Annotated in this window: 22 protein-coding genes; 8 read left to right on the top strand and 14 right to left on the bottom strand. The window is 60.5% G+C overall.

All coding sequences use genetic code 11. From position 1 onward, the window contains the following. Positions 1-19 precede the first annotated feature (19 nt). The 4 genes from citF to ABRZ28_RS13245 are packed head-to-tail and all read left to right on the top strand — an operon-like array spanning position 20 to position 3,503. Positions 20-1,546, top strand: coding sequence for a citrate lyase subunit alpha (gene citF / locus ABRZ28_RS13260; protein ID WP_319604812.1), 1,527 nt, complete (start codon positions 20-22; stop codon positions 1,544-1,546). Next, the gene (citX, locus tag ABRZ28_RS13255) at positions 1,546-2,085 is read left to right on the top strand and encodes a citrate lyase holo-[acyl-carrier protein] synthase (RefSeq protein ID WP_330520487.1); all 540 of its coding nucleotides are present in this window, start codon (positions 1,546-1,548) and stop codon (positions 2,083-2,085) included. Before citF ends, citX begins: the two co-directional genes overlap by 1 nt. Beyond that, positions 2,063-2,929, top strand: coding sequence for a triphosphoribosyl-dephospho-CoA synthase CitG (gene citG / locus ABRZ28_RS13250; protein ID WP_330520486.1), 867 nt, complete (start codon positions 2,063-2,065; stop codon positions 2,927-2,929). Before citX ends, citG begins: the two co-directional genes overlap by 23 nt. A gap of 7 nt (positions 2,930-2,936) precedes the next feature. Further along, positions 2,937-3,503, top strand: a complete 567-nt coding sequence (locus tag ABRZ28_RS13245) for an RBBP9/YdeN family alpha/beta hydrolase (RefSeq protein ID WP_319604815.1) — start codon at positions 2,937-2,939, stop codon at positions 3,501-3,503. Positions 3,504-3,564: 61 nt separating this feature from the next. Here ABRZ28_RS13245 and ABRZ28_RS13240 read toward each other — a convergent pair whose 3' ends face one another. Genes ABRZ28_RS13240 through ABRZ28_RS13205 form a run of 8 tightly spaced genes read right to left on the bottom strand, consistent with a single transcriptional unit; the run spans position 3,565 to position 10,979 of the window. Continuing rightward, positions 3,565-5,277: an AMP-binding protein gene (locus tag ABRZ28_RS13240; protein WP_330520485.1), complete on the bottom strand. Its 1,713-nt coding sequence runs from the start codon at positions 5,275-5,277 to the stop codon at positions 3,565-3,567. Next, a complete protein-coding gene (locus ABRZ28_RS13235) occupies positions 5,258-6,547 on the bottom strand; it encodes an MSMEG_0569 family flavin-dependent oxidoreductase (RefSeq protein ID WP_330520483.1) in 1,290 nt (429 codons plus the stop codon). The genes ABRZ28_RS13240 and ABRZ28_RS13235 overlap by 20 nt, the downstream gene beginning before the upstream one ends. Before the next feature lie 17 nt (positions 6,548-6,564). After that, positions 6,565-6,855 carry an MSMEG_0570 family nitrogen starvation response protein gene (locus ABRZ28_RS13230; protein ID WP_330520482.1) on the bottom strand — a complete coding sequence of 97 codons (291 nt, stop codon included), beginning with the start codon at positions 6,853-6,855 and terminating at the stop codon, positions 6,565-6,567. Positions 6,856-6,871: 16 nt separating this feature from the next. Further along, positions 6,872-7,834, bottom strand: coding sequence for a sll0787 family AIR synthase-like protein (locus ABRZ28_RS13225; RefSeq protein WP_330520480.1), 963 nt, complete (start codon positions 7,832-7,834; stop codon positions 6,872-6,874). Next, positions 7,834-8,394 (bottom strand): MSMEG_0567/Sll0786 family nitrogen starvation N-acetyltransferase, encoded by a 561-nt coding sequence (locus ABRZ28_RS13220; RefSeq protein WP_319604820.1) that lies wholly within the window; start codon positions 8,392-8,394, stop codon positions 7,834-7,836. The genes ABRZ28_RS13225 and ABRZ28_RS13220 overlap by 1 nt, the downstream gene beginning before the upstream one ends. 12 nt (positions 8,395-8,406) lie before the next feature. Further along, positions 8,407-9,516: an MSMEG_0568 family radical SAM protein gene (locus ABRZ28_RS13215; protein ID WP_442878695.1), complete on the bottom strand. Its 1,110-nt coding sequence runs from the start codon at positions 9,514-9,516 to the stop codon at positions 8,407-8,409. Then, a complete protein-coding gene (locus ABRZ28_RS13210) occupies positions 9,476-10,483 on the bottom strand; it encodes a Nit6803 family nitrilase (RefSeq protein ID WP_330520477.1) in 1,008 nt (335 codons plus the stop codon). The genes ABRZ28_RS13215 and ABRZ28_RS13210 overlap by 41 nt, the downstream gene beginning before the upstream one ends. A gap of 13 nt (positions 10,484-10,496) precedes the next feature. Continuing rightward, positions 10,497-10,979 carry an MSMEG_0572/Sll0783 family nitrogen starvation response protein gene (locus ABRZ28_RS13205; protein WP_048638200.1) on the bottom strand — a complete coding sequence of 161 codons (483 nt, stop codon included), beginning with the start codon at positions 10,977-10,979 and terminating at the stop codon, positions 10,497-10,499. Between the two features lie 1,041 nt (positions 10,980-12,020). On the opposite strand from ABRZ28_RS13205, the gene ABRZ28_RS13200 reads away from it, so the two are divergent. After that, a complete protein-coding gene (locus ABRZ28_RS13200; RefSeq protein WP_330520476.1) occupies positions 12,021-12,188 on the top strand; it encodes a hypothetical protein in 168 nt (55 codons plus the stop codon). A gap of 28 nt (positions 12,189-12,216) precedes the next feature. Then, positions 12,217-13,695: an aminotransferase-like domain-containing protein gene (locus ABRZ28_RS13195; RefSeq protein ID WP_330520475.1), complete on the top strand. Its 1,479-nt coding sequence runs from the start codon at positions 12,217-12,219 to the stop codon at positions 13,693-13,695. A 163-nt stretch (positions 13,696-13,858) separates the two neighbouring features. On the opposite strand, the gene ABRZ28_RS13190 is transcribed toward ABRZ28_RS13195, so the two are convergent. After that, positions 13,859-14,401: a PadR family transcriptional regulator gene (locus ABRZ28_RS13190; protein WP_442878692.1), complete on the bottom strand. Its 543-nt coding sequence runs from the start codon at positions 14,399-14,401 to the stop codon at positions 13,859-13,861. Positions 14,402-14,500: 99 nt separating this feature from the next. Beyond that, entirely contained in the window at positions 14,501-15,232 is a 732-nt protein-coding gene (locus ABRZ28_RS13185) for a siderophore-interacting protein (protein ID WP_330520513.1), read from the bottom strand. Positions 15,233-15,485: 253 nt separating this feature from the next. Here ABRZ28_RS13185 and ABRZ28_RS13180 point away from each other — a divergent pair, with 253 nt between their 5' ends. Both ABRZ28_RS13180 and ABRZ28_RS13175 read left to right on the top strand, forming a co-directional pair. Next, a complete protein-coding gene (locus tag ABRZ28_RS13180; protein WP_330520512.1) occupies positions 15,486-16,445 on the top strand; it encodes a D-2-hydroxyacid dehydrogenase family protein in 960 nt (319 codons plus the stop codon). 307 nt (positions 16,446-16,752) lie between these two features. Then, positions 16,753-17,676 carry a LysR family transcriptional regulator gene (locus ABRZ28_RS13175; protein WP_330520474.1) on the top strand — a complete coding sequence of 308 codons (924 nt, stop codon included), beginning with the start codon at positions 16,753-16,755 and terminating at the stop codon, positions 17,674-17,676. On the opposite strand, the gene ABRZ28_RS13170 is transcribed toward ABRZ28_RS13175, so the two are convergent. From ABRZ28_RS13170 to ABRZ28_RS13155, 4 genes are read right to left on the bottom strand one after another with little or no spacing between them, the layout of a single operon-like run. Then, complete coding sequence (locus ABRZ28_RS13170; protein WP_330520473.1) at positions 17,673-18,482, bottom strand: ATP-binding cassette domain-containing protein; 810 nt, start codon at positions 18,480-18,482, stop codon at positions 17,673-17,675. The genes ABRZ28_RS13175 and ABRZ28_RS13170 overlap by 4 nt on opposite strands. Next, positions 18,482-19,462 (bottom strand): ABC transporter ATP-binding protein, encoded by a 981-nt coding sequence (locus tag ABRZ28_RS13165; protein WP_330520472.1) that lies wholly within the window; start codon positions 19,460-19,462, stop codon positions 18,482-18,484. Before ABRZ28_RS13165 ends, ABRZ28_RS13170 begins: the two co-directional genes overlap by 1 nt. Then, the gene (locus ABRZ28_RS13160) at positions 19,459-20,352 is read right to left on the bottom strand and encodes an ABC transporter permease (RefSeq protein WP_330520471.1); all 894 of its coding nucleotides are present in this window, start codon (positions 20,350-20,352) and stop codon (positions 19,459-19,461) included. Before ABRZ28_RS13160 ends, ABRZ28_RS13165 begins: the two co-directional genes overlap by 4 nt. Then, entirely contained in the window at positions 20,352-21,269 is a 918-nt protein-coding gene (locus ABRZ28_RS13155) for an ABC transporter permease (protein WP_330520470.1), read from the bottom strand. The genes ABRZ28_RS13160 and ABRZ28_RS13155 overlap by 1 nt, the downstream gene beginning before the upstream one ends. Positions 21,270-21,271: the final 2 nt, after the last annotated feature.

Below are 21,271 nucleotides of genomic sequence, written 5' to 3'. Positions count from 1 at the left end.
ACTAAACAGGATTATTTCAATGAGTCATTTAACTGAAACATTGCATAAGCAATACCGCCATTTGCAACATCTGACGCCGTTCGACCATGCTCACAGCGCTACGCCTTACCTGTCCGATCCGCAAGCCAAGCTGCACCGCAAACTGTGCGACTCCCTGGAACACGCCATCGAACGCAGCGGCCTGAAAGACGGCATGACCATTTCGTTCCACCATGCGTTTCGCGAAGGCGACCAGGTGATCAATCGGGTGGTCGATACGCTGGCGCGTCTGGGATTCAAAAACCTGACGCTGGCCTCCAGTTCCCTGATGTCTTGCAACGACGCGCTGATCGGCCCGATCCGCGACGGCGTCATCAGCCGCATCTATACCTCCGGGATGCGCGGCAAGCTGGCCGACGAAATCTCTCACGGTCTGATGGAAGAACCGGTGCAGATCCACTCGCACGGCGGACGCGTCAAACTCTTGCAGGATGGCGAGTTGTCTATCGACGTCGCTTTCCTGGGCGTGCCGAGCAGCGACGAATACGGCAACGCCAACGGCACCCACGGCAAATCCTGCTGCGGCTCGCTCGGCTATGCGATGGTCGATGCCCACTATGCCCGTACCGTGATCGTGCTGACCGAAGAGCTGGCGCCCTTCCCGAATATGCCCGCCAGCCTGATTCAGGATCAGGTGGATTACGTCGTGAAGGTCGATCAGGTCGGCAACCCGGCCAAAATCAGCGTCGGCGCGGCGCGCGTCACCAGTAATCCGCGCGAACTGATGATCGCCCGCACCGCCGCGGAAGTGATCGAACATTCCGGCTACTTCCGCAACGGTTTTTCCATGCAAACCGGTTCCGGCGCGGCGGCGACCGCCTGCACCCGTTTTATGGAAGAAAAGATGGAGCGCAATCAGATCACCGCCAGCTTCGCGCTGGGCGGCATCACCGGCAGTCTGGTTGATTTACATGAGAAAGGGTTGATCGAAAAGCTGCTGGATACCCAGTGCTTCGACGGTCAGGCCGCCGCCTCGCTCGGCCGCAATCCTAATCACGTGGAGATCTCCACCAACGTCTACGCCAATCCCGGCGCGAAAGCCGCCTGCTGCGACCGGCTGGATATCGTTATTCTCAGCGCGCTGGAAATCGACACCGATTTCAACGTCAACGTGATAACCGGTTCAGACGGCGTCATGCGCGGCGCGTCCGGCGGCCACTGCGACGTCGCCAGCGCCGCCAATCTGACCATCGTGGTGGCGCCGCTGCTGCGCAGCCGCATTCCGACGGTCGTGCGCCGGGTCACCACCCGCGTCACGCCGGGCGAAAGCATCGACGTACTGGTCACCGACCACGGCATTGCGGTCAACCCGGCCCGTCCGGAAATTCGTCAGCGCCTGCTGGAGGCCGGTCTGAAAGTCATGGACATTGAAGACCTCTACCAGCGCGCGATCTCCCTGACCGGCGAACCGAAACCTATCGAGTTTACCTCGCGCATCGTCGGCGTGATCCGCTATCGCGACGGCAGCGTGATCGATGTGGTTCATCAGGTAAAAGAGGACGCATAATGACCATGATGACGCCTGCCGGAGCAGGCGTCAGTCTGGAGGCATTGCTGGCGGCGAAGGAACGGCGCGCGCAGCGGCAATCCGCCTGGCTGACACAATTTTCGCAACCGCTGATCTCGCTCACGCTGGTCACGCCGGGGCCGATAAAGGACAGTCCGCGCTATCGTCTGGTGATGGATGAAGCCCTGCGATGCGCCGAAGCGATGCTGCGACGGCATGACTGGCCGGTATTGCGGCGGCAAACGTTCTGGCTGCCTACCGGCGCTGAAGCGTTCTGGTGCGTTCAGCATTCGGCGCCGGAAATCAAAGCGGCGGCCATCGAGCTGGAGCAGTCCCATCCGCTGGGGCGTCTGTGGGACGTCGATGTCATTTGCCCGCAGTCCGGCGTGATTGGCCGCCATTCTCTGGACCATGGCCGGCGCCGCTGTCTGATTTGCGATGGCCCCGCGCATGCCTGCGCCCGTTCGCGTCGGCACCCGCTGCCCGACGTTATCGCCAATGTGGAGGCGCTGATCGATGGCTGGACTGGCACTCACTGACGCGCTGGCGCAGACCGACTTCGCCGCGCTGGCGGAAGCCGCCTTACGGGAAGAAGTCTGGTTGACGCCGAAACCGGGTCTGGTCGATAGCGTCAACAACGGCGCGCACGACGATATGGATCTGCCGCTGTTTTTACGCAGCATCGAGGCGATAACGCCGTGGCTGCGCCAGTTCGTGCTGCTTGGCCGGCGTGACGCCGCTTACCCCGCCAGCGCCATGCTGATGCGCATTCGCCCCGCCGGTCTGGCCTGCGAACAGGCCATGTTCACCGCCACCGCCGGGGTGAACACCCATAAAGGCGGCATTTTTTCCTTCGGCTTATTGTGCGTCGCCGCCGGTCGTCTCGCCGGACGGCAACGGCCATTAACCGCCGGCGCGCTATGCGCCGAAGTCGCGGCGATGTGCCACGGACTGGTGGAACGGGAATTACAGCGCTGCCGACGCGCTTCCACCGCGGGCGAACGGCTGTTTCAGGCGCACGGACTGACCGGCGCGCGCGGCGAAGCCCAAAGCGGTTTTCTGACGCTGCGCCGCCATGTCTTGCCCCACTGGTTTAAACAGGCCGACCCGGAACGCCGCAAACTGGAAGCCCTGTTGCGTTTAATGGCTTATAATCCCGATACTAACCTGGTGTCTCGCGGCGGACTCGGCGGCCTGCATTATGTTCAGCGCTACGCCCGCCGACTGCTGGAAAAAGATTGGCGAAAAGAGGATTTACAGGAAATGGATCAGGCACTGACTTCCCGTCATCTCAGCCCCGGCGGCAGCGCGGATTTGCTGGCCGTCGCCACGGTACTGACCGCATTCCCGCTCAGCCCGATGCGCCCGCAACCTGAAAGATGACGGAGATATGAATATCGAGCAATGCTGGGCCGACCTTGCAAACCAGCTCGACGTCGTGCTGGTGCCGGGGCTGCGCGACAGCGAAGAAGACCACTGGCAAAGCCACTGGCACCGACGACTCCCTCACTGGCTGCGCATCAAACAGCGCGACTGGGCGCAGCCTGACCTTGAAGGCTGGATCGCGGCCATCCAGCGGGAACAGCAAAACGCGCAGCTGCCGCTGCTGCTGGTCGGCCACAGTTTCGGCGCGCTGGCCAGTCTGGTCTGGGCCAATCGTCACCCGCAACGCGTCGCGGGCGTGATCCTGGTCGCCCCCGCCGAGCCGCTGCGCTTCGAACTGGACGACATCGTGCTGCCGCAGCCGTTAGCCGTACCGGGCCTGCTGGTCGCCAGCCATACCGACCCTTTATTGACGTTCGATCGCGCGCAATATTGGGCGCGGAACTGGGCGTGCGAGCTGGTCGATATCGGCGAAGCCGGACATATCAATGTGGAATCGGGGTTCGGCGAATGGCCGTGGGGGCTGGAGCGATTAACCGAGTTTGCGCAAACGCTGGTCGATGAAGCGCCTTGACGGCTAAAAAACCTCGGCGTTGATTGCCGAGGGCGCCGACGTCGTGAAATGGCGTACCCGCTTAAACCGCCAATTGTTTTCTTATCACCTTACCGGAAAAGGTGCGCGGCAACTCGACGACAAAATAAATATGCCGGGGTAAGGCATGCCGACCGCAATCGTTAATCACCCGCCGTCGAATTTCCTGCTGCAATGCTCGCCGTTGGGCGCGCGTCCTGTACGGCGTGACGACATACAAACCGACCATTTGGCCCAGCAGACTGTGAGCCATCCCCACCGCCGCCGCTTCCGATACGCCGTCAATGACCATTATCGTCCGTTCAATCTCGACGGTTGACAGGCGTTTGCCGCCTACATTGATCACATCGTCCATTCTTCCCAACACGCAAATCGCCCCCTGGGGATTGCGAACCGCGCGATCGTGCGTGAAATAGAGCCAGCGATCGCCCTCTTGCCGCCAGTAGCGCTGGTCGTGTTCAACGTCATCCCGCCACACCGTTTGCATGCCGCCCGGCCCGAGGGTGTCGCGAATGACCAGCATGCCGGGGACATTATCGGCGCAGGGCGCGCCGCTGATATCGTCAAGCACCGTCACATCGCGCGGCAAGACCGGGCGGAGTTCGCCCGCGGCGCCGGCGAGGATCGGCCAGCCGGACTCCGTCTGCCAGTAGTGATCTTCCGCCTGAATACCGCTGAAATCGCTGACCCACTGGCGCGTCGGCGCATCCAGCGGTTCGCCGGCCAGATAGATGGCGCGCAAACTGCGAATATCGGCAGCCGTTTTCCGCTGCCGGCGGGCAAGGCGCATCGCGCCGGGAATGGTCAGCATCCGGGTAATTCCCAGTTGTTCGACCAGGCGCCACCAGCGCGCGCCGGGCTTGTTCAACCGGCTGGCCTCAACCAGTACCGTCGTAATGCCCGCCAGCAACGGCGCATAAATCCCGTAGCTGTGGCCGGTCACCCAGCCCACGTCGGCGCTGGTGAAAAATATCTCGTCATCGTCCAGATGAAAGATATGTTGCAATGACGCCAGCAGCGCCACGGCATAACCGCCGGTGTCGCGCACAATGCCCTTGGGCAAACCGGTGGTACCCGACGTATAAAGCAGATGAGACGGCGTTTCCGACGGCAGCCAGCGGCAAGGCAGCGGTTTTCCCCGCCGGCGCGCATAATCCTGCTGAAAACCGGCCGAACTGACGTCAATCACTGAACAGTGATGACCGCTGCGGCGCAGCGCTTGCATCAGTTGCTCATCGGTATGCCGATCGCGCGGCGCGCCGTATTTGACGATCGCCTTAGGCCGGCTGGCCTGAATGCGCTGGGCCAGGGGTTCGCTGGTCAGACCGGAATAAACCACCACATGCAGCGCGCCAAGACGACAACAGGCCAGCATCGCAATCGCCGCCAGCGGGATCATCGGCAAACAGATGAATATCCGATCGCCGACGCCGATGCTTTGTCGATGCAGGATCCACGCCATCGCCAGCACCTCCTGATGCAACTGCCGGTAGGTATATTTCGCGACCTTGCCGGCATAATCACAATGGATAAGCGCCGTTTTGTCCGCCTTTTCCGCCAGGTGACGATCCAGCGCGTTATGGCACAGATTAGTTTTTCCGCCGATAAACCAGCGGCTGCGCGGGCCGTTGTCCACGCGCTCAACCACCCGTTGAAACGGCGTATGCCAGTCAAGCAGCTCGGCCTGAGCGCGCCAGAAGGCTTCGCCAAACCGATCCGACGCCAGCTCGTAATTTTTATCGTAAGACATAGTCATGGTTCACCGCCTTTTCCTGCGGCGTTGCGCCGTCGCCACGCCCGGCGATACGCTCGGCCAGAGCCGCGGCAATATAGGCCGCATCCTCGCCCACGCCTTCGAAACGCCCCGATCCCCAGGTTCGCAGCCACGGCAGTCCGAGGAAGTAAAGCCCCGGCACGATTGAACAACCGCGCAGATGAAGCGGATAACCGCGGGCATCAAAGGCGGGCGCCGCGATCCAACTGAAATCGGTCTCGAACCCGACCGCCCAGATGATGGCGGCGATCTTCGATCTGTTCAGATCGATTGCCGTCGGCGGATTCTCCGGCCGCCATAGCGGTTGGTAGCGCGGCTCGACGGGCGCAACGATGCCCTGCTGCGCGATCCACTCATCAATACTGTCTTTGATTTTCTGCGACGCGGCGTCGGCGCCATCAAGATTGCGGGCCAGATCGTCGGCGGTGATCAGCCTGCCGTCACGGTAATCCACCAGCCGGCCGTAAAGTTGCATCCCCTGTAGCGCAAAGGCGCGCAGATCGATATCCCGCCCGCCGTCGCGCCCGGTGACATAATGGTTGGTCTTACGCCGGGCCTCCTCCCCCAGCGGATGATCGTCAACCGTCAGTTTGTAGTGTCCCATCTCCTCCAGCCAGGCGACCACATCGCGTCCGCGATAAAAACGCGCCACGCGCGGCGCGCTGCCGACGCAGAGATGCACCTTGCGTTCGTCGAGGTGTAAATCCTCGGCAATTTGCGCGCCGGACTGTCCGGAACCAATCACCAGCACCTCGCCTGGCGGCAACTGCCGCGCAGACTTGTAATCCGCCGAATGCACCTGGACGATATGCCGCGGCAAGCGCGCCGAAATCGCCGGAAAACGCGGGCGATGATAGTTGCCGACCGCCACCACCACCTGTCCGGCGTGGTAATCGCCGTCGCTGGTGGCAAGCAAATACCCTTCCCCGCGCTGACTGACGCGGCTGACATTGACCCCCTCGCGCAGCGGCGCATGGAAACTGTCCGCATAGCGCTGGATATAGTCAATAATCTGATCTTTCAGCATAAAACCGTCGGGGTCGTCGCCGTCATACGGAAAGCCCGGCAGCCTGCACTGCCAGTTGGGCGTCACCAGACAAAAGTTATCCCAGCGCTGCTCGCGCCACGCCCAGGCCAGCCGGTGCCGCTCAAGAATGACGTGCTCGATGCGGCGCTGCGTCAGATAATAGCTGATGGCCAGGCCCGCCTGACCGCCGCCGATAATCACCACCGGAAATTCGTTACGTTGCATGCTGCGCTCCACCTGATTTATTGGCCGATAACGGTAATTTCTTCCACCACCACCGGATCGGCGGCGGCAAACTGCCGGGCTTTTTGTTCAATGGCGTGAGACTGATCCAGCGCGCTGGAACAGGCGTAGCCGTATCTGGCCGCCACCCGGTCGCTGGCCTCGGACAGGGCGGTCTGCGCGGTGCGTACAAACGTCTCGACCGTATAGGGATAATTGACGATGAGGTGCTTTTCGATCGCCGTGGAAGGGGAATAGCACTTCTCTTTGCTGCCGTCCGGCCAGCGCACGACAAAATTCATTGCAGGCATGTTTACCTCCAGAACGTTACCGGCCCATGCCGGTTAATAACGTGGCGTTTAAATCCCAGAAACATTCGGACTCGCCGCCGCGGAACACGGTGAGGCGTTGCGAATCATCAAACCGGCCCGCCGCCGCCGCATCAATCCCTGCGGCGCCGAAGCGGGCTATGACAGCGTCAACCTGCCGCGACTCAACGGCCAGCAGAAAACCGAAGCTGGGGAAGGCGCACAACCAGGATCGCCAGTCGCACTCATCGGGTTTGGGGATCGCATCGAGATCGAGACTGGCGCCCAAGCGCGCGCTTTCCATCATCATCACCAGCGTACCCAGCAGACCGGCCTGGCTGATATCTTTTGCCGCCGTCACCTGCTGCGTTTCCGCCAGTTCCGGCAGGATGGCCAGCGCCTGACGCAACGCCGCGGGGTCGGCGCCGGTCGCCGCATCCCAATTTAAACCGGGGGGATGCCAGCGCCCCTGCAAATTGATGGCGACCACCAGCGTTAATCCGCTTTTTACCGCGAAACTGCTCAGCACCCGTCGGGCCTGACCGAGCACCGCCACCGCCAACTGCGATTGATTGCTGCGCAGATTGCTGTGTCCGCCGACAATCGGCACCTGATACGCCCTGGACGCCGCCGCCATCCCTTGTAAGATCAATTCCGCCTGCTCGTCCTGCGCGCTCCACAGCGCATTGACGATAGCCTGCGGGCGTCCGCCCATCGCGGCGATATCGCTGAGATTGACCATCACGCCGCACCAGCCGGCAAACCACGGCGCCTGTTCGACAAATTCATTGATAAACCCTTCCATCGCCAGCAGGCTAAAGCGCCCGTCGGCGTCGATCACCGCGCAGTCATCGCCGTTCGGGCGATCGTGCCGCGGCCAGGACTCGCGCAGCGCGTCGGCGACCCGCTGAATATCGCGCTTATGGGCGATCCCGCCGGACTGCCGCACCGTCTCAAGCAGCTCATGCAACGCAAGGTTCATCAGGCCACCCTCATCATCAACGGCGCCAGCTCCGCCGGTACGCGCGGCAAGCGGCCGCCGAGCACCATGCCGCTGAACGGATCGTGACACGGCGGGTAATAAGCCAGATCCGCCTGCATAAAGGCATGCGGAATACCGCGCAGCATCACCGTCTCCAGCGTTCGCCAGCGCATTCGTCTGAATAAGGGTTCGTTCTGCTGCTGCACATGAGCGTAAAACGCCTGGCAGCCCAGCGCATGCGCGCTGCTGACCGCCAGCCGGATCAACATCGGGCCGAGCTGCCCCTGACGGCGAAAGCGGTCGTCCACCGCCAGCCGGGAACCGAACCAGATGCCGGGCCGCGGTTGATGAATACGCACCGTTCCCACCACCTCTTCATGCCAACCCGCCAGCGTACCCAGCGCCACCAGCAATTTGGCCTGCGCGTCGATTTCGTCGAGATCGTGCCGTTCGAACAATCCCTGCTCCTGACAGAACACGCGCTGGCGCAGCGCGTAAGCCTGACGGCGCTCCCAGGGCAGGGTGACCCATTTGATGGTATATTCGGGGTAACCGGACATCCTGTACCTCCTTCAGGCGCTGGCCTGTTCATAACTGGACAACGACGAACACGCGCCGCAGCGGCCGCAACCGGCCTTGATATCCGCCGAACGCAGTTGCCCGGCGCGCAACATGCGGCCGAGCGGCTCCAGAATCGATGCCATAAACGCGCTGTCGGGCGCCGGGTGATGTTCCAGCGGGGTGCCGCCGATCGGCACGAACGGCACCACGAACGGATAGACGCCCAGCGCAATCAGCTTTTCAGCGATCGCCAGAATCGCGGCGGGCGTATCCCCCATGCCCGCCAGAATATAGGTGCTGACCTGACCGCGTCCGAACACCGCCACCGCCTGTTCGAAGGCAACCAGATACTGTTCGATCGTGACCTGCGCTTTACCGGGCATGATTCGGGCGCGCACTTCGGGCGTTACCGCCTCCAGATGCATGCCGAGCGCATCGATGCCCGCCTCTTTCATACGGGTAAACCAGCGCGGATCGCCCGGCGGTTCGCACTGCCCTTGCAGCGGCAGATCGACGGCGGCCTTGATCGCCAGCGCGCTTTCCACCAGAATGCGCGCCCCGCGATCGCTGCCGGACGGCGTGCCGGTGGTCATCACCATATGTTTTACGCCATCCAGCTCCACCGCGGCTTTCGCCACTTCGGCCAGTTGCTGCGGCGTCTTGCGGGCGATGGTGCGCCCGGCCGCCAGCGACTGGCCGATAGCGCAGAACTGGCAGGCTTTGCGCCGGTTTTCATAACGGATGCAGGTTTGCAGCACCGTGGTCGCCAGCACGTCGGTGCCGTGCAGGGTGGCGATATGGGAATAGGGCACGCCGTCCTGCGTCTGCAAATCGTAAAATTTCGGCTTGCGGGCAAAGGTAATATCCCGCACCGGAATGCTGTTTTTCAGTAACGTGGTTTTCCCCTGGCCGGCATGCTTAACCTGCCACGCCGAATCCCGCGCCGAACGGGTGTAGATCGGCACCATAACCGTGACCCCGTCGATGGTCACCGCCTGATGATCGGACGGGCCGGCCCCGCCGTGACGGTTGACATGCTGCGTCGACGGGTTCACCACGTTGACGCCCTGCGTCAACAGTTCAGTGATCAGTTGTTGTCTGGACAGGCTGGAGGTCGTCATCATTATCTCCTTCATGTTCACGAGCGGAATCGAGGTAGCCGGGCGTCGCGTAACGCGCCGGGCGATCGTCGAAACGCAGGCTCAGCAGTTCCGGCCGGGCGTAATGCCCTACCGAATCCATCATGCGTTTGCGCTTGGCGATGAGATGCATATCCAGATCGGCGATCAAAATGCCCTCGCCTTCGGTCAGCGGCGCAACCAGATGCCGCCCTTCGGGGGAGATGATGGCGGTGTTGCAACCGCCGCGCAGGCCTTGCTGCAAGTCGGGGTCGGGCGTGAGTTCCTCAATCTGCGCATCGCTGAGCCAGCCGGTGGCGTTAATCACGAAGCAGCCGGCTTCCAGCGCATGATGGCGAATGGTGACGTCCATCTGCTCGGCGAAAATCGGCCCGACCAGCGAACCGGGAAACTGGCTACAGTGAATTGCTTCGTGCTGCGTCATCAGGCTGTAACGCGCCAGCGGGTTGTAGTGCTCCCAGCAGGCCAGCGCTCCGACGCGCCCGACGGCGGTGTCGACCACTTTCAGCCCGGAACCGTCGCCCTGCCCCCAGATCATGCGTTCATGGTAAGTCGGGGTGATTTTACGCCGCTTCAGCGCCAGCTTGCCGCTGGCGTCGAAAATCAACTGCGTGTTGTACAGCGAGCCGCCGTCCCGCTCGTTGACGCCCAGCACCACCACCATCTCGCGCAGACGGGCGCGCTCCGCCACGGCCTGCGTGATCGGGCCGGGTACCTGCACCGACTCGTAATACAGCCGCAGGTGGGCGGCGCCCGCTTTCATCGCCGGGGTGATGAAAGAGAAATAGGGATAATAGGGTACGAAGGTTTCCGGAAAAACCACAATCTCCGCCCCTTTGGCCGCTGCCTGATCGATGGCGTCCAGAACCCGGGCCAGCGTTTTGCCGGCCTCGTGGAGATCTGGCGCGATCTGAACCGCAGCCGCACGTACCGTACGTGACTGAGTCATCTCGCGCCTCCGCTTACATGGTCCAGGTATCGATAATCAGCGCGTTGTCGCGCGTATGCAGCAGTTTAAGATCCAGCACGTCCAGCGGATTGATCGGCCGTATCCCTTCTATCAGCGAGGGTTCGCCGTGACCGTATAGCGCCTGTAGCGCGAAGCGGCAGGCGTACACCTTGCCGCCTTCCGCCATAAACTTGGTCAGCTGGTTGTTGTAATTCTGGTGACCGGGAAACGCTTCCGCGCCCAGCGTCGGAAAACCGCGCTGCACGCCAAGCGTCACGCCCGGGCCATAGAGCAATATCGAGGTTTCAAAGCCTTTGCGTTGTAAACGCGTGGCCTGCAACATATTGACGAAGCCGATCGAACCTTCAAACGCGACGGTGTGAAATGTCACCAGGGCTTTCTGTCCCGGCTCAGCCTTCACGTCTTCAAACACCTTCTCTTCGTAGTCGACCAGAAAATCACCGGTTTTATGGGCAGGTAAAGTCACTGTTGGCATGGTGTGCTCCGCATTGTCTCTGTTATGGATGGGGAAACCGGCGGCTTCCCGTTGCGATGTATCCCGCAGATAGCGCGACGCCATAACCAGAGCAAAGCCTGTGCCAGCACAAAAATCGGCGATGCAATCATTGCTAAATCATTCGCTCAAAATCTCGGCAAAAAAATTTACTTTCACCCATTGTAATTCACAAAACAGATACAAAACGCGAACAAATAACCCGATACACGCACCATCCTGATGCTTTAATGCACTATAAATGCACACATAAAAAATCAATATGCAATCAATGATGCAATCATTAATTCAATGATTGATCGCCGCTGGTTTTTCAGCCTAAAGTGGCGTCAGTCGGTTTGTCTGCCGATGGCGGTTTACGGTTTCAGCGGGCGATCCCCGCCTACTGCCGCGGGGATGACGTGGTAATAGCGAGGATAACGAGGTAGTGCCGGAGATAACGAGAGCGTAGATACCGATGGCGAGAGTACAGATCATCGCCTGCTCCCCGCCGTCATTCTCGCGTAGGCGGGAATCTGCCGATGGCGGTTTGCGGTTTCAGTGGGCGATCCCCGCTTACTGCCGCGGGGATGACGAGGTAATAACGGGGATAACGAGGTATTTTCTCCGCCGTCATTCTCGCGTAGGCGGGAATCTGCCGATGGCGGTTTATGGTTTCAGTAGGCGATCCCCGCCTACTGCCGCGGGGATGACGAGGTAATGGCGGAGATAACGAGGTATTTTCCCCGCCGTCATTCTCGCGTAGGCGGGAATCTGCCGATGGCGGTTTGCGGTTTCAGCGGGCGATCCCCGCCTACTGCCGCGGGGATGACGAGGTAATGGCGGAGATAATGAGAGCGTAGAGCAGATGCCGAGAGTACAGATCATCGCCTGCTCCCCGCCGACATTCCCGCAATTTTCTCCGCCGTCATTCTCGCGTAGGCGGGAATCTGCCGATGGCGGTTTATGGTTTCAGTGGGCGATCCCCGCCTACTGCCGCGGGGATGACGTGGTAATGGCGGAGATAATGAGAGCGTAGAGCAGATGCCGAGAGTACAGATCATCGCCTGCTCCCCGCCGACATTCCCGCAGTTTTCCCCGCCGTCATTCTCGCGTAAGCGGGAATCTGCCGATGGCGGTTTACGGTTTCAGTGGGCGATCCCCGCCTACTGCCGCGGGGATGACGTGGTAATGGCGGGGATGACGTGGTAATAGCGAGGATGACCAGGTAGTAGCGGGGATGACGAAAGCGTGGACGCGACAAAAGCGCGTCATGGCGCATACGTCGAAACATAATCAGGAGGCGAATAACACGATGATTGACGGTATTTACCAACGTTGGGCCGCTTGTCTGCGTCAGCAAACGCAACGGCCCGCCTATCTGCTGATCGCCGATCTGATTGCCGACGGCGTCAACAGCGGCGAATTGCAGGCGCGCGACCGCCTTCCTCCCCTGCGCGATTTGGCGGTGACCTTATCGCTGAACTACACCACGGTGACGCGAGGCTATGCGGAGGCCAAAAAACGCGGTTTGATCGACTCCCGGCCGGGGATGGGCAGTTTTATCCGGGGCAAAGTACCCGCCATCCCGCTGAGCAGCGGCAGCAGTTACGACATGACCATGAATTCGCCGATCGAACCGGAAGCGCCGGGCATCGCGGAGGCCATTCGTCAGGGCGCCCTCAATCTTTTCGCGCATAAGGATATATACAGCCTGCTGCGCTATCAGGACTTCGGCGGGACGATCGGCGATAAGGAAGCGGCGCTGATCTGGCTGGGTAAACGTCTGCCGCACGCGGCGATGGATGAGGTGCTGGTCTGTCCGGGGATCCACAGCGTACTGGTCGGACTCTCCACGCTGCTGGGGCGCAAAGGCGGCGTGATTTGCGTCGGCAACTTGGTTTATCCCGGCCTGAAAGCTATCGCCAGCCAATTGGCTATCCCGCTACAGGCGCTGGAGTGCGATGGCGACGGCCCGCTGCCCCGCGCCTTCGAAAATCAATGCCAGACTAATAACGTCGGCGCGCTGTACCTCAACCCGACGATCAACAACCCCACCACCATTACGGTACCGCTGCGACGTCGCGAATCGCTGGCCGATATCGCGCTGCGCTACAGCGTGCCGATTATTGAAGACGATGCCTACTCGGCCCTGCCTGAACACAGCATCGCTTCTTTCGCGGAACTGGTGCCGGAACTAACCTGGCATGTCACCGGATTATCAAAATGTTTTGGCGCCGGCCTGCGCATCGCCTATGTCAAAGGGCCGGGAAAACGCGCCACCCAGCTGCTGGCCGGCGCGCTCAGGGCGTTAACCGTGATGTCCAGTCCGATCACCAATGCGCTGGCGACCCAGTGGATAGGCGACGGCACCGCCGATAGCGTGCTGGCGGCGATCCGTCACGAGGCGCGTCTGCGCCAGCAGTTAGCGGCCAGATATTTGCACAAGTTCCACTATCAGGCCGATAAAGACGGCTTTCACCTGTGGCTCCACTTGCCCAAACACGGACACTGGAACCCTTCCGATGTGGCGATCAGACTGCGCGAGCAAGGGGTCAGCGCGGTATCCAGCGCGGCGTTCAGCACCGATAATAATCCGCCCGCCGCGCTGAGGCTGTGTCTTGGCGGCGCATACAGCCGCCAACTGTGCGAGGAAAATCTGGCGACCGTGGCCGATTTGATGGAATATCCGGAGCACTTTACCAGCGGCGCGTTGTGAAAATCGTTGCCGTACGCCGATGTCCGTTCTCTTCTGGCGGGTACCATTGCAGGCAGCGTATCGTCACGCATCAAGCCGCGATCGACCAGCGCTGAGCGCAAGAGAAATTAATACGTCGCGGCGAAAAAGCGATCCGGCTGCACCATGCCATACAAAGAACGAATCAGCTACGCTCTATTTTTTTAGCCGCTTCGTCCATCGCATCGATAATCGCATGCAGCGTTTGCCGGGAAAGATCCTTTTGGGCGAGACGGGCGTTCAGCGCGGTTTTCATATTATTAATCGCGCGCTCCACCTCAGGAATGCTGCGGTTGTTCACCAGAATCGTCAGCGACGTTAACCGTTCAATAATCGCGGTCAAATCAGCCTGCCGCTGTTGCAGCAACGTCCGGCCCGGCTCCGCCAGCGTATAGGCTTTACGCGTGGCCCGCTCGTCCAGCGCATGAATATATCCCGCCTCTTCCAGCAGGGTGAGGCTGGGATAAATAATCCCCGGACTCGGCGCATATTCTCCTTTGGAGAGTTCCTCAACGGATTTGATCAATTCATAGCCATGCGCCGCGTTTTGCGACAAAAAGTGCAGGATCAGTAATCGGATATCATGGGCGTCCAGCATTTTATCGCGACGTTTTCTGCGCATGCCGCCGTGCGCCGAACGCCGGTGCTCATCGGATTGCCGTGCAGGGGAAGATTGCGGATGTTTCATTGCCAGTCTGAGCCAAAAGTTAGAAGGGGTTGACCGTCGTCCGCCGTTCGGCGAAGCGCAACACGGCGGACGGCGTCCCGATAAATCAGGATGATAGCCTTATTTCTGGTGCCAGTAGGCGACCGCCCGAACGAAGTCGGCGTCGCGTTTGCGCTGCCCGATGAAATAGTCGCTCAACGCTTTTACCGATTCGCCTTCGCCGGTCAGCCAGATGAAATAGTCCTCATCGGGCAGCGAAATATCATCCAGCGCCGCGATCAGGTTCGTCAGGTTTTGCGGCTGCATATTGCCGCTGCCCAGCCAGTTGACCGTCACGCCGCTGAGATCGCCGAGATAATCGCGCCCGATGGCTTCATCGGTAAAGGCAAACAACTGAATAGCGTCAGCCTGAATATCCGGCAAACGACGCTTAAACGCCGGCAGACCGCTTTCATCGCAGACATAGAGCTGAAAAGCATAATCCGTCGGCACAACCAGCGAACCGCGCGGCCCGCCCGCCACCAGATTATCGCCCGGCTGAGCCTGCGTGGCCCAGTTGCTGGCGACGCCGCCCTGATGGATGAAAAAATCAATCGTCAGGCTCTTCTGCCGCGGGTCGAAATAGAGCGGCGTGTAATCACGAGCGGCTGGCCGCGCGCCCGCTTTCCAGGTCACGCCCTGCTCGCTCACCTCGGGCAGATGCAGCACCCCGGTGTCAGGATCGGGGAAAAAGACTTTGATATGGTCGTCGAAACCCAGCGAGATAAAGTCCGCCAGCGCTTCCCCGCCAAATTCAATGCGGTAAAAGCTGTCCGCGACCTTTTGCTTGCTGACCACTTCAATGGATCGCATGCTGAGTCCGTTATGCACGCGTTGTGGAATACGGCTGTTTTTGTCATTGCTGTTACGCAAAATCGTTCTCCTTGGTTCGGCTTGCAGGCGCCATGCTGGTTTGTCCTCTAAAATATATTCATGATATATCTTAAGCGCAAGCAATAAAAAAGCGATCCCGGCGTTTTCCCGCACTGTTGGATTGCCGACATTGATGCTATAACCCTTGTTCAGGTTTCCTCTGTTGTCGATAAGGTATTCCATGTCCGCCCCGATACCCTTGCAATGCCGCATTATTGATGATTACCAGAACGTCGCATTGTCGTTCGCCGATTGGTCGGCGCTGGCGCCCCAGGTGGAATGCCGCGCGCTGACGCGCCGCATTGACGATGAAGCTCAACTGGCCGCCGAACTGGCCGAGGCGGACATTATCGTGATTATGCGCGAACGTACGCCGTTTACCGCCGCGCTATTCGCCCGCCTGCCGCGATTAAAACTGCTGGTCACCTCCGGCATGCGTAACGCCGCCGTCGATCTGGCGGCGGCCAAGGCCCACGGCGTGACCGTGTGCGGTACGGACAGCGGATCGGCGGCGCCGGTGGAACTCGCCTGGGCGCAGATCCTCGGGCTGGCCCGGCATCTGATAAGCGAAAATCTGGCGCTACGCCGGAACGGCCCCTGGCAAAGCACCGTCGGCATCGGTCTGAGCGGCAAGCGACTGGGATTGCTGGGATTAGGCAAAACCGGCCGGCGCATGGCGCGCATTGCGCTGGCCTTTGGCATGGAGGTCAGCGCCTGGAGCCGGAATCTGACCGCAGAGGACGCCGCAAGTGTTGGGGTTACGCTTGCCGCCTCGAAGGAAGCGCTGCTGAGCGACAGCGACATCGTGTCGATTCATCTGGTGCTTAGCGAACGCACGCGCGGCCTGCTCGGCGCGGCGGAGCTGGCGCGGATGAAACCCTCGGCGCTGCTGATTAACACCTCGCGGGCGGCGATTGTCGATCAATCCGCCCTGCTGCACGCGCTGCGCGCGGGAAACATTGCCGGCGCCGGGCTGGACGTTTTCGACAGCGAGCCGTTGCCCGCCGATCACCCGTTGCGCACGCTGCCCAATGTGCTGGCGACGCCGCACCTCGGCTATGTCGCCGACGATAATTACCGCATCTATTTCACGCAGGCGGTGGAAGATATTCAGGCGTTTCTGGCGGGAACGCCGCTGCGCGCGCTGGAATAGGGGTTTATGTCAGTAACCGCTCATGTTATCCGTTGCGACACGCCATATCCGGCTGCCCTCTGCTGGTGCCAGCCCCGCACCATGATGGCCTGTTTTTTGCATCGCTTACGCCACCAGCAGACCGGAAAAAACGGGTAAACCGATAGATGCCGCCCGGGACAGCGCTTTTCGCTTAATCCTGGTCCGCACTGGCCTGATTCCTGCTTAACAGACCATAGCCCACGGGATAACGCGGCATGATGTCGCACCCGTCATGTTTTATGCTTTGCCCTATGACGCGACGGCAAAGCGCCACAGGAAAATGTTTATGTCCCATATTCACGACCGACTTGACTGGAATCTATTGCGTACTTTTCTTGCTATTGTGCAGGAAGGGAGCATCAGCCGCGCGGCCGCCCGCCTGCATCTGACGCAGCCGGCGGTTAGTCTGGCGCTAAAGAGGCTGGAGGATCGGCTCGATGAAAATCTGATCGTCCGCAACGGCGCCAATTTCAATCTGACCTCGGCCGGCGAACTGGTTTATCGCGAAGCTTTGGCGATTTACGGCAGTATCGCCCGACTGTCGATGGCGGTGCGCAACACGCCGCACGATCTTACCGGCGTGATACGTCTGGCGCTGGTTTCCGGCGTTAACAGCGACATTCTGGATAGCGTGATGTGCGAGTTTCATCAAAACCATCCGCGCGTCAATTTCGAGATTACCACCGGTTCAAGCGCGGATGTGCAGGATGCCCTGCTGCATTATCAGGCCGGTCTGGGGATTTGTTTAAAACATAAAAGCGTACAGGGACTCGCCGATACGCCGTTATTGCATCAAAACTATTTCCTCTACTGCGGAAAACATCACCCGCTGTTCGGACACCCGCATCTGAACATCAGCGACCTGCATAATGAGGACTTTGTGTCTTTTGCCAGTGAACAGCTGGACGGCGTACTGGCGCCGCTGGCCCTGTTTCGGGCGCAGCAGGCGCTGGAGGGCAGGATTATCGGCACCAGCGCCAGTCTCGACGAAGTCAGGCGCATGGTTCGTTGCGGGCTGGGGATCGGCGCGCTGCCCGGACACGTGGTGAAAATGGAAGAGGAAGCCGGCCATCTGTGGAAACTGCCCCCCTATGACGGCATCGCGCGCATCACGCTGCATCTGATGTGGAATCAGGAGCCCAAGTATAATCAGGCCGAAGAAGCCTTCTTCCACCGGCTGCGGGACGCGCTGCGTCTAACAGGCTATTAACGCGCCAGACGGGTATGACGTTGCGGCAGCAAGGTGGCCGCAAGCAGCTTGCGGGTATAGTCATGACGCGGGTTGGCGAAGGTTGACGCGCAGTCGCCCTGCTCCACCACCTTCCCTTGATACATCACGCAGACCCGATCCGACAAATGTTCCACCACCGCCAGGTTGTGACTGATAAACACCATCGCCAGATTAAACTCTCGCTTCAGCGCCAGCAGCAGGTTGATGATTTGCGCCTGAACGGAAACGTCCAGCGCGCTGGTCGGTTCGTCGCAGATCAGCGCCGACGGATTGAGGATCAGCGCCCTGGCAATCGCCACTCGCTGCCGCTGCCCGCCGGACAATTCGCCCGGATAGGCGTTGGCCAGCCGGCTGGGAAATCCTACGCGATCCAGCATCTCCAGCACCTCGCGCCGCCATTCGCCGCCGCGCCAGTGAATTTTCAACGGCTGCAACACCGTTTCATAAATGGTATAGGACGGATTCAGCGACGAATAGGGATCCTGAAATACCGGCTGCAACAGGCTGGCGCGCGCTAACCGTTCCATTTCACGGATAGGCTTGCCGGCAAGCAGCACCTCGCCGCTTTCCGGTCGATTCAGCCCCAGAATAATATTCGCCAGCGTACTTTTTCCGCAACCGGACTCGCCCACCAGCCCGAGCGTCTCACCCGCCTGCAAGGTCAGCGAGACGTTGTCCAGCGCCTGTATCCGTCTGGCGGGCTTCATCAAACCGCCGCCCAGCCTGAATGACTGGCTGACCCCGTTCACCTGTAACAGCGGGCCGTTTTCCGTTTCACGATTCATCACGGTTCCTCCCAGGATCGCACACACTCGTAACGATGTTCCGTTCCGCGCTGCTGGATCGGCAGCGTCCGCTGACAGATTGGCTGCCGCCAGGCGCAACGCCAGCGGAACGCGCATCCTTCCATCTCGCCCAGCAGTTCCGGCACCCGGCCGTCGATAACCGGCAGATCGGAACCGGGCGGCGTTTTCCCCGGAATCGGAATGCTGGCGATCAGCCCGCGGGTATAGGGATGCTGCGCCTGTTCCAGCAGCTCGCCGACCGGCGCGGACTCGACAATGCGCCCGGCGTACATCACGCTCACTTTATCCGCCATTGCCGCCACCACGCCGAAATCGTGGGTAATCAACAACAGAGCGAAATTCAGCTGCCGCGCCAATTCGCGAATCAGCGTCAAAATCTGCGCCTGGATCGTGACATCCAGCGCCGTGGTCGGCTCATCGGCAATCAACAGCGCCGGTTTTCCCATCAGCGCCATCGCAATGATGATGCGCTGCCGCTGACCGCCGGAAAATTGATGCGGGTACTGGCGAATACGCTCGGCCGGCTGGGGAATGCCGACCTGTTCCAGCAATTGTATCGCCCGCTGGCGCGCCCGCTCGCGGCTAAGCGACTCGTGCCGCATCACGCCCTCGATCATTTGTCTTTCAATGGAGAGCGTCGGGTTCAGGGTGGTCATCGGATCCTGAAAAATTATCGCTATATCACGGCCGCGAAGCTTGTTCAGTTCCCGCTGCGACAGCTTATCCAGCGCCTGTCCCCGGAACAACATCCGCCGCGCGCTGATTTTCGCTTTGCTGGTTTGCAGGCCGAGCAGCGACAGCGCGGTAATCGATTTGCCGCAGCCGGACTCCCCCACCAGACACAGGGTTTCCCCGGCGCACAGGTCGAAATCCACGCCGCGCACCACATGGAACGTTCCCTGCGCGGTAGGGATGGAAATCTGTAGATCGCGCACGGTCAGTATCGGTTCATTACTCATCGTTTAATTTCCGCTCCCATCACATCGCGCAGGCCGTCGCCGAACAGGTTAACCGCCAGCACCAGCAGACAGAGCGCGCCGCCCGGCAGCGCTATCAGCCAGGATTCAAATAAAATGTTATCGCGCCCTTCGGCGATCATTAATCCCCAGGAAGGCGTCGGCGGCCTGACGCCCAGACCGAGAAAGGAGAGCGCCGATTCCAGCAGAATCACATTGGCGACTTCCAGCGTCGCGATAACGATGATGGTATTGCGCAGATTCGGCAGAATTTCCCGCAGCATGATAAACAGGTGCGAGGCGCCGACGGCGCGCGCCGAACGCACAAACGCCTCGTTGCGCAGCGACTGGGTTCTGGCCCGGGTGACGATGGCGAACTGATCCCACACCAGCAGGCCCAAAATGGTCACCAGCGTCATAATGGAAGCGCCTTTCAACGCCACCGCCGCCAGGGCGACCAGCACGATGGGCAGCGACAGACGCGTGGTGATTAAAAAACTGATCAGCATATCGACGCGACCGCCGAAATAGCCGGCCAGCACCCCCAGCGAGGTACCGATAACGCCGGCGACAATCACCACGCCGATACCAATGCCCAGCGAGATACGGGCGCCGTAAATCAACCGCGACAAATAATCGCGCCCGAGCTGGTCGGTGCCTAACCAGTGGCCGGTGCTCTCGCTCGCCTGCCAGAATGGTACGATCAGACGCCGGTCGAGATCCTGAGCGATGGGATCGTAAGGCGCCAGCCACGGCGCCAGCAGCGCGATGGCGATCATCAGCAACAGAATGGCGCCGCCGACCAGGATCCCGGTTTTGCGAAAACGCTTCAGACTGCGGCGGACCGGCTTGTTTTCCGGCAGCGCCGGCGAAGAATCTAACGTTGACTTCATCAGGACTCCCTAATCCGCGGGTCAAGCCAGGCATTAATCAGGTCGGCCAGCGTGGTCAGCACGACATAAATCAACGACAGGATCAGAATGATCCCCTGCACGACCGGCAAATCGCTGCGCAGCAGAGACTCCCAAGCCAGACGCCCCAACCCGTTGAGGGCGAACACGCTTTCAATGACGATCGAACCGGACAGCAGGATGCCGAGCTGCACCGCCGCGACGGAAACCAGCGCCAGAATCGCATTGCGCATGGCGTGATGCAGGATGACGGCCGGCATACCGATGCCCTTGGAGCGCGCCGTGCGAATGTAATCGGCCTGCAAGACGTCAATCATGCTGGCGCGCATCAGCCGCATCAGCGCGGGCGTGGCGTAATAGCTCAGCACGATCACCGGCAGCAGATACCCCTGCCAGCTGTCGGCGCCGGAGATAGGCGCCACGCCCAGCCAGACGCCGAATATCACGATCAGAATCAGACCGAGCCAGAAGCTGGGAATGGCCTGCCCCGTCACCGCAACCAACAGCGCCAGCCGGTCGATAATGCCGCCGGGCTTCAGTGCGCCCAGCACCCCCAGTGGAATGGCGATAACCAGCGCCAGCAGAAACGCGCTGACGCCCAACATCAGCGTGACGGGAATACGTTCGCCGATAATCTGGCCGACCGGCATATTGAAGTAATAACTGTTGCCCAGATTGCCTTGCAGTACGCCGCCAATCCAATGCAGATACTGTTCCGGCAACGGGCGATCGAAACCGTAAAGGCGGCGCACCAGTTCGGCATCCTGGGCGCTGGCGCCGGAGCCGGCGATGGCGATAGCCGGATCGCCGGCCAGGTAAGCCAGCGCAAAGCTGATTGCCGAGACCGCCAGCGCGACCAGCGCGGCGACCGTCAATCTTTTTAATGCGAATATCAGCATGT

Source organism: Brenneria sp. g21c3 (assembly GCF_040240345.1).
Taxonomy (GTDB): Bacteria; Pseudomonadota; Gammaproteobacteria; order Enterobacterales; family Enterobacteriaceae; genus Brenneria.
This window is presented reverse-complemented; position numbering and strand designations above follow the sequence as displayed.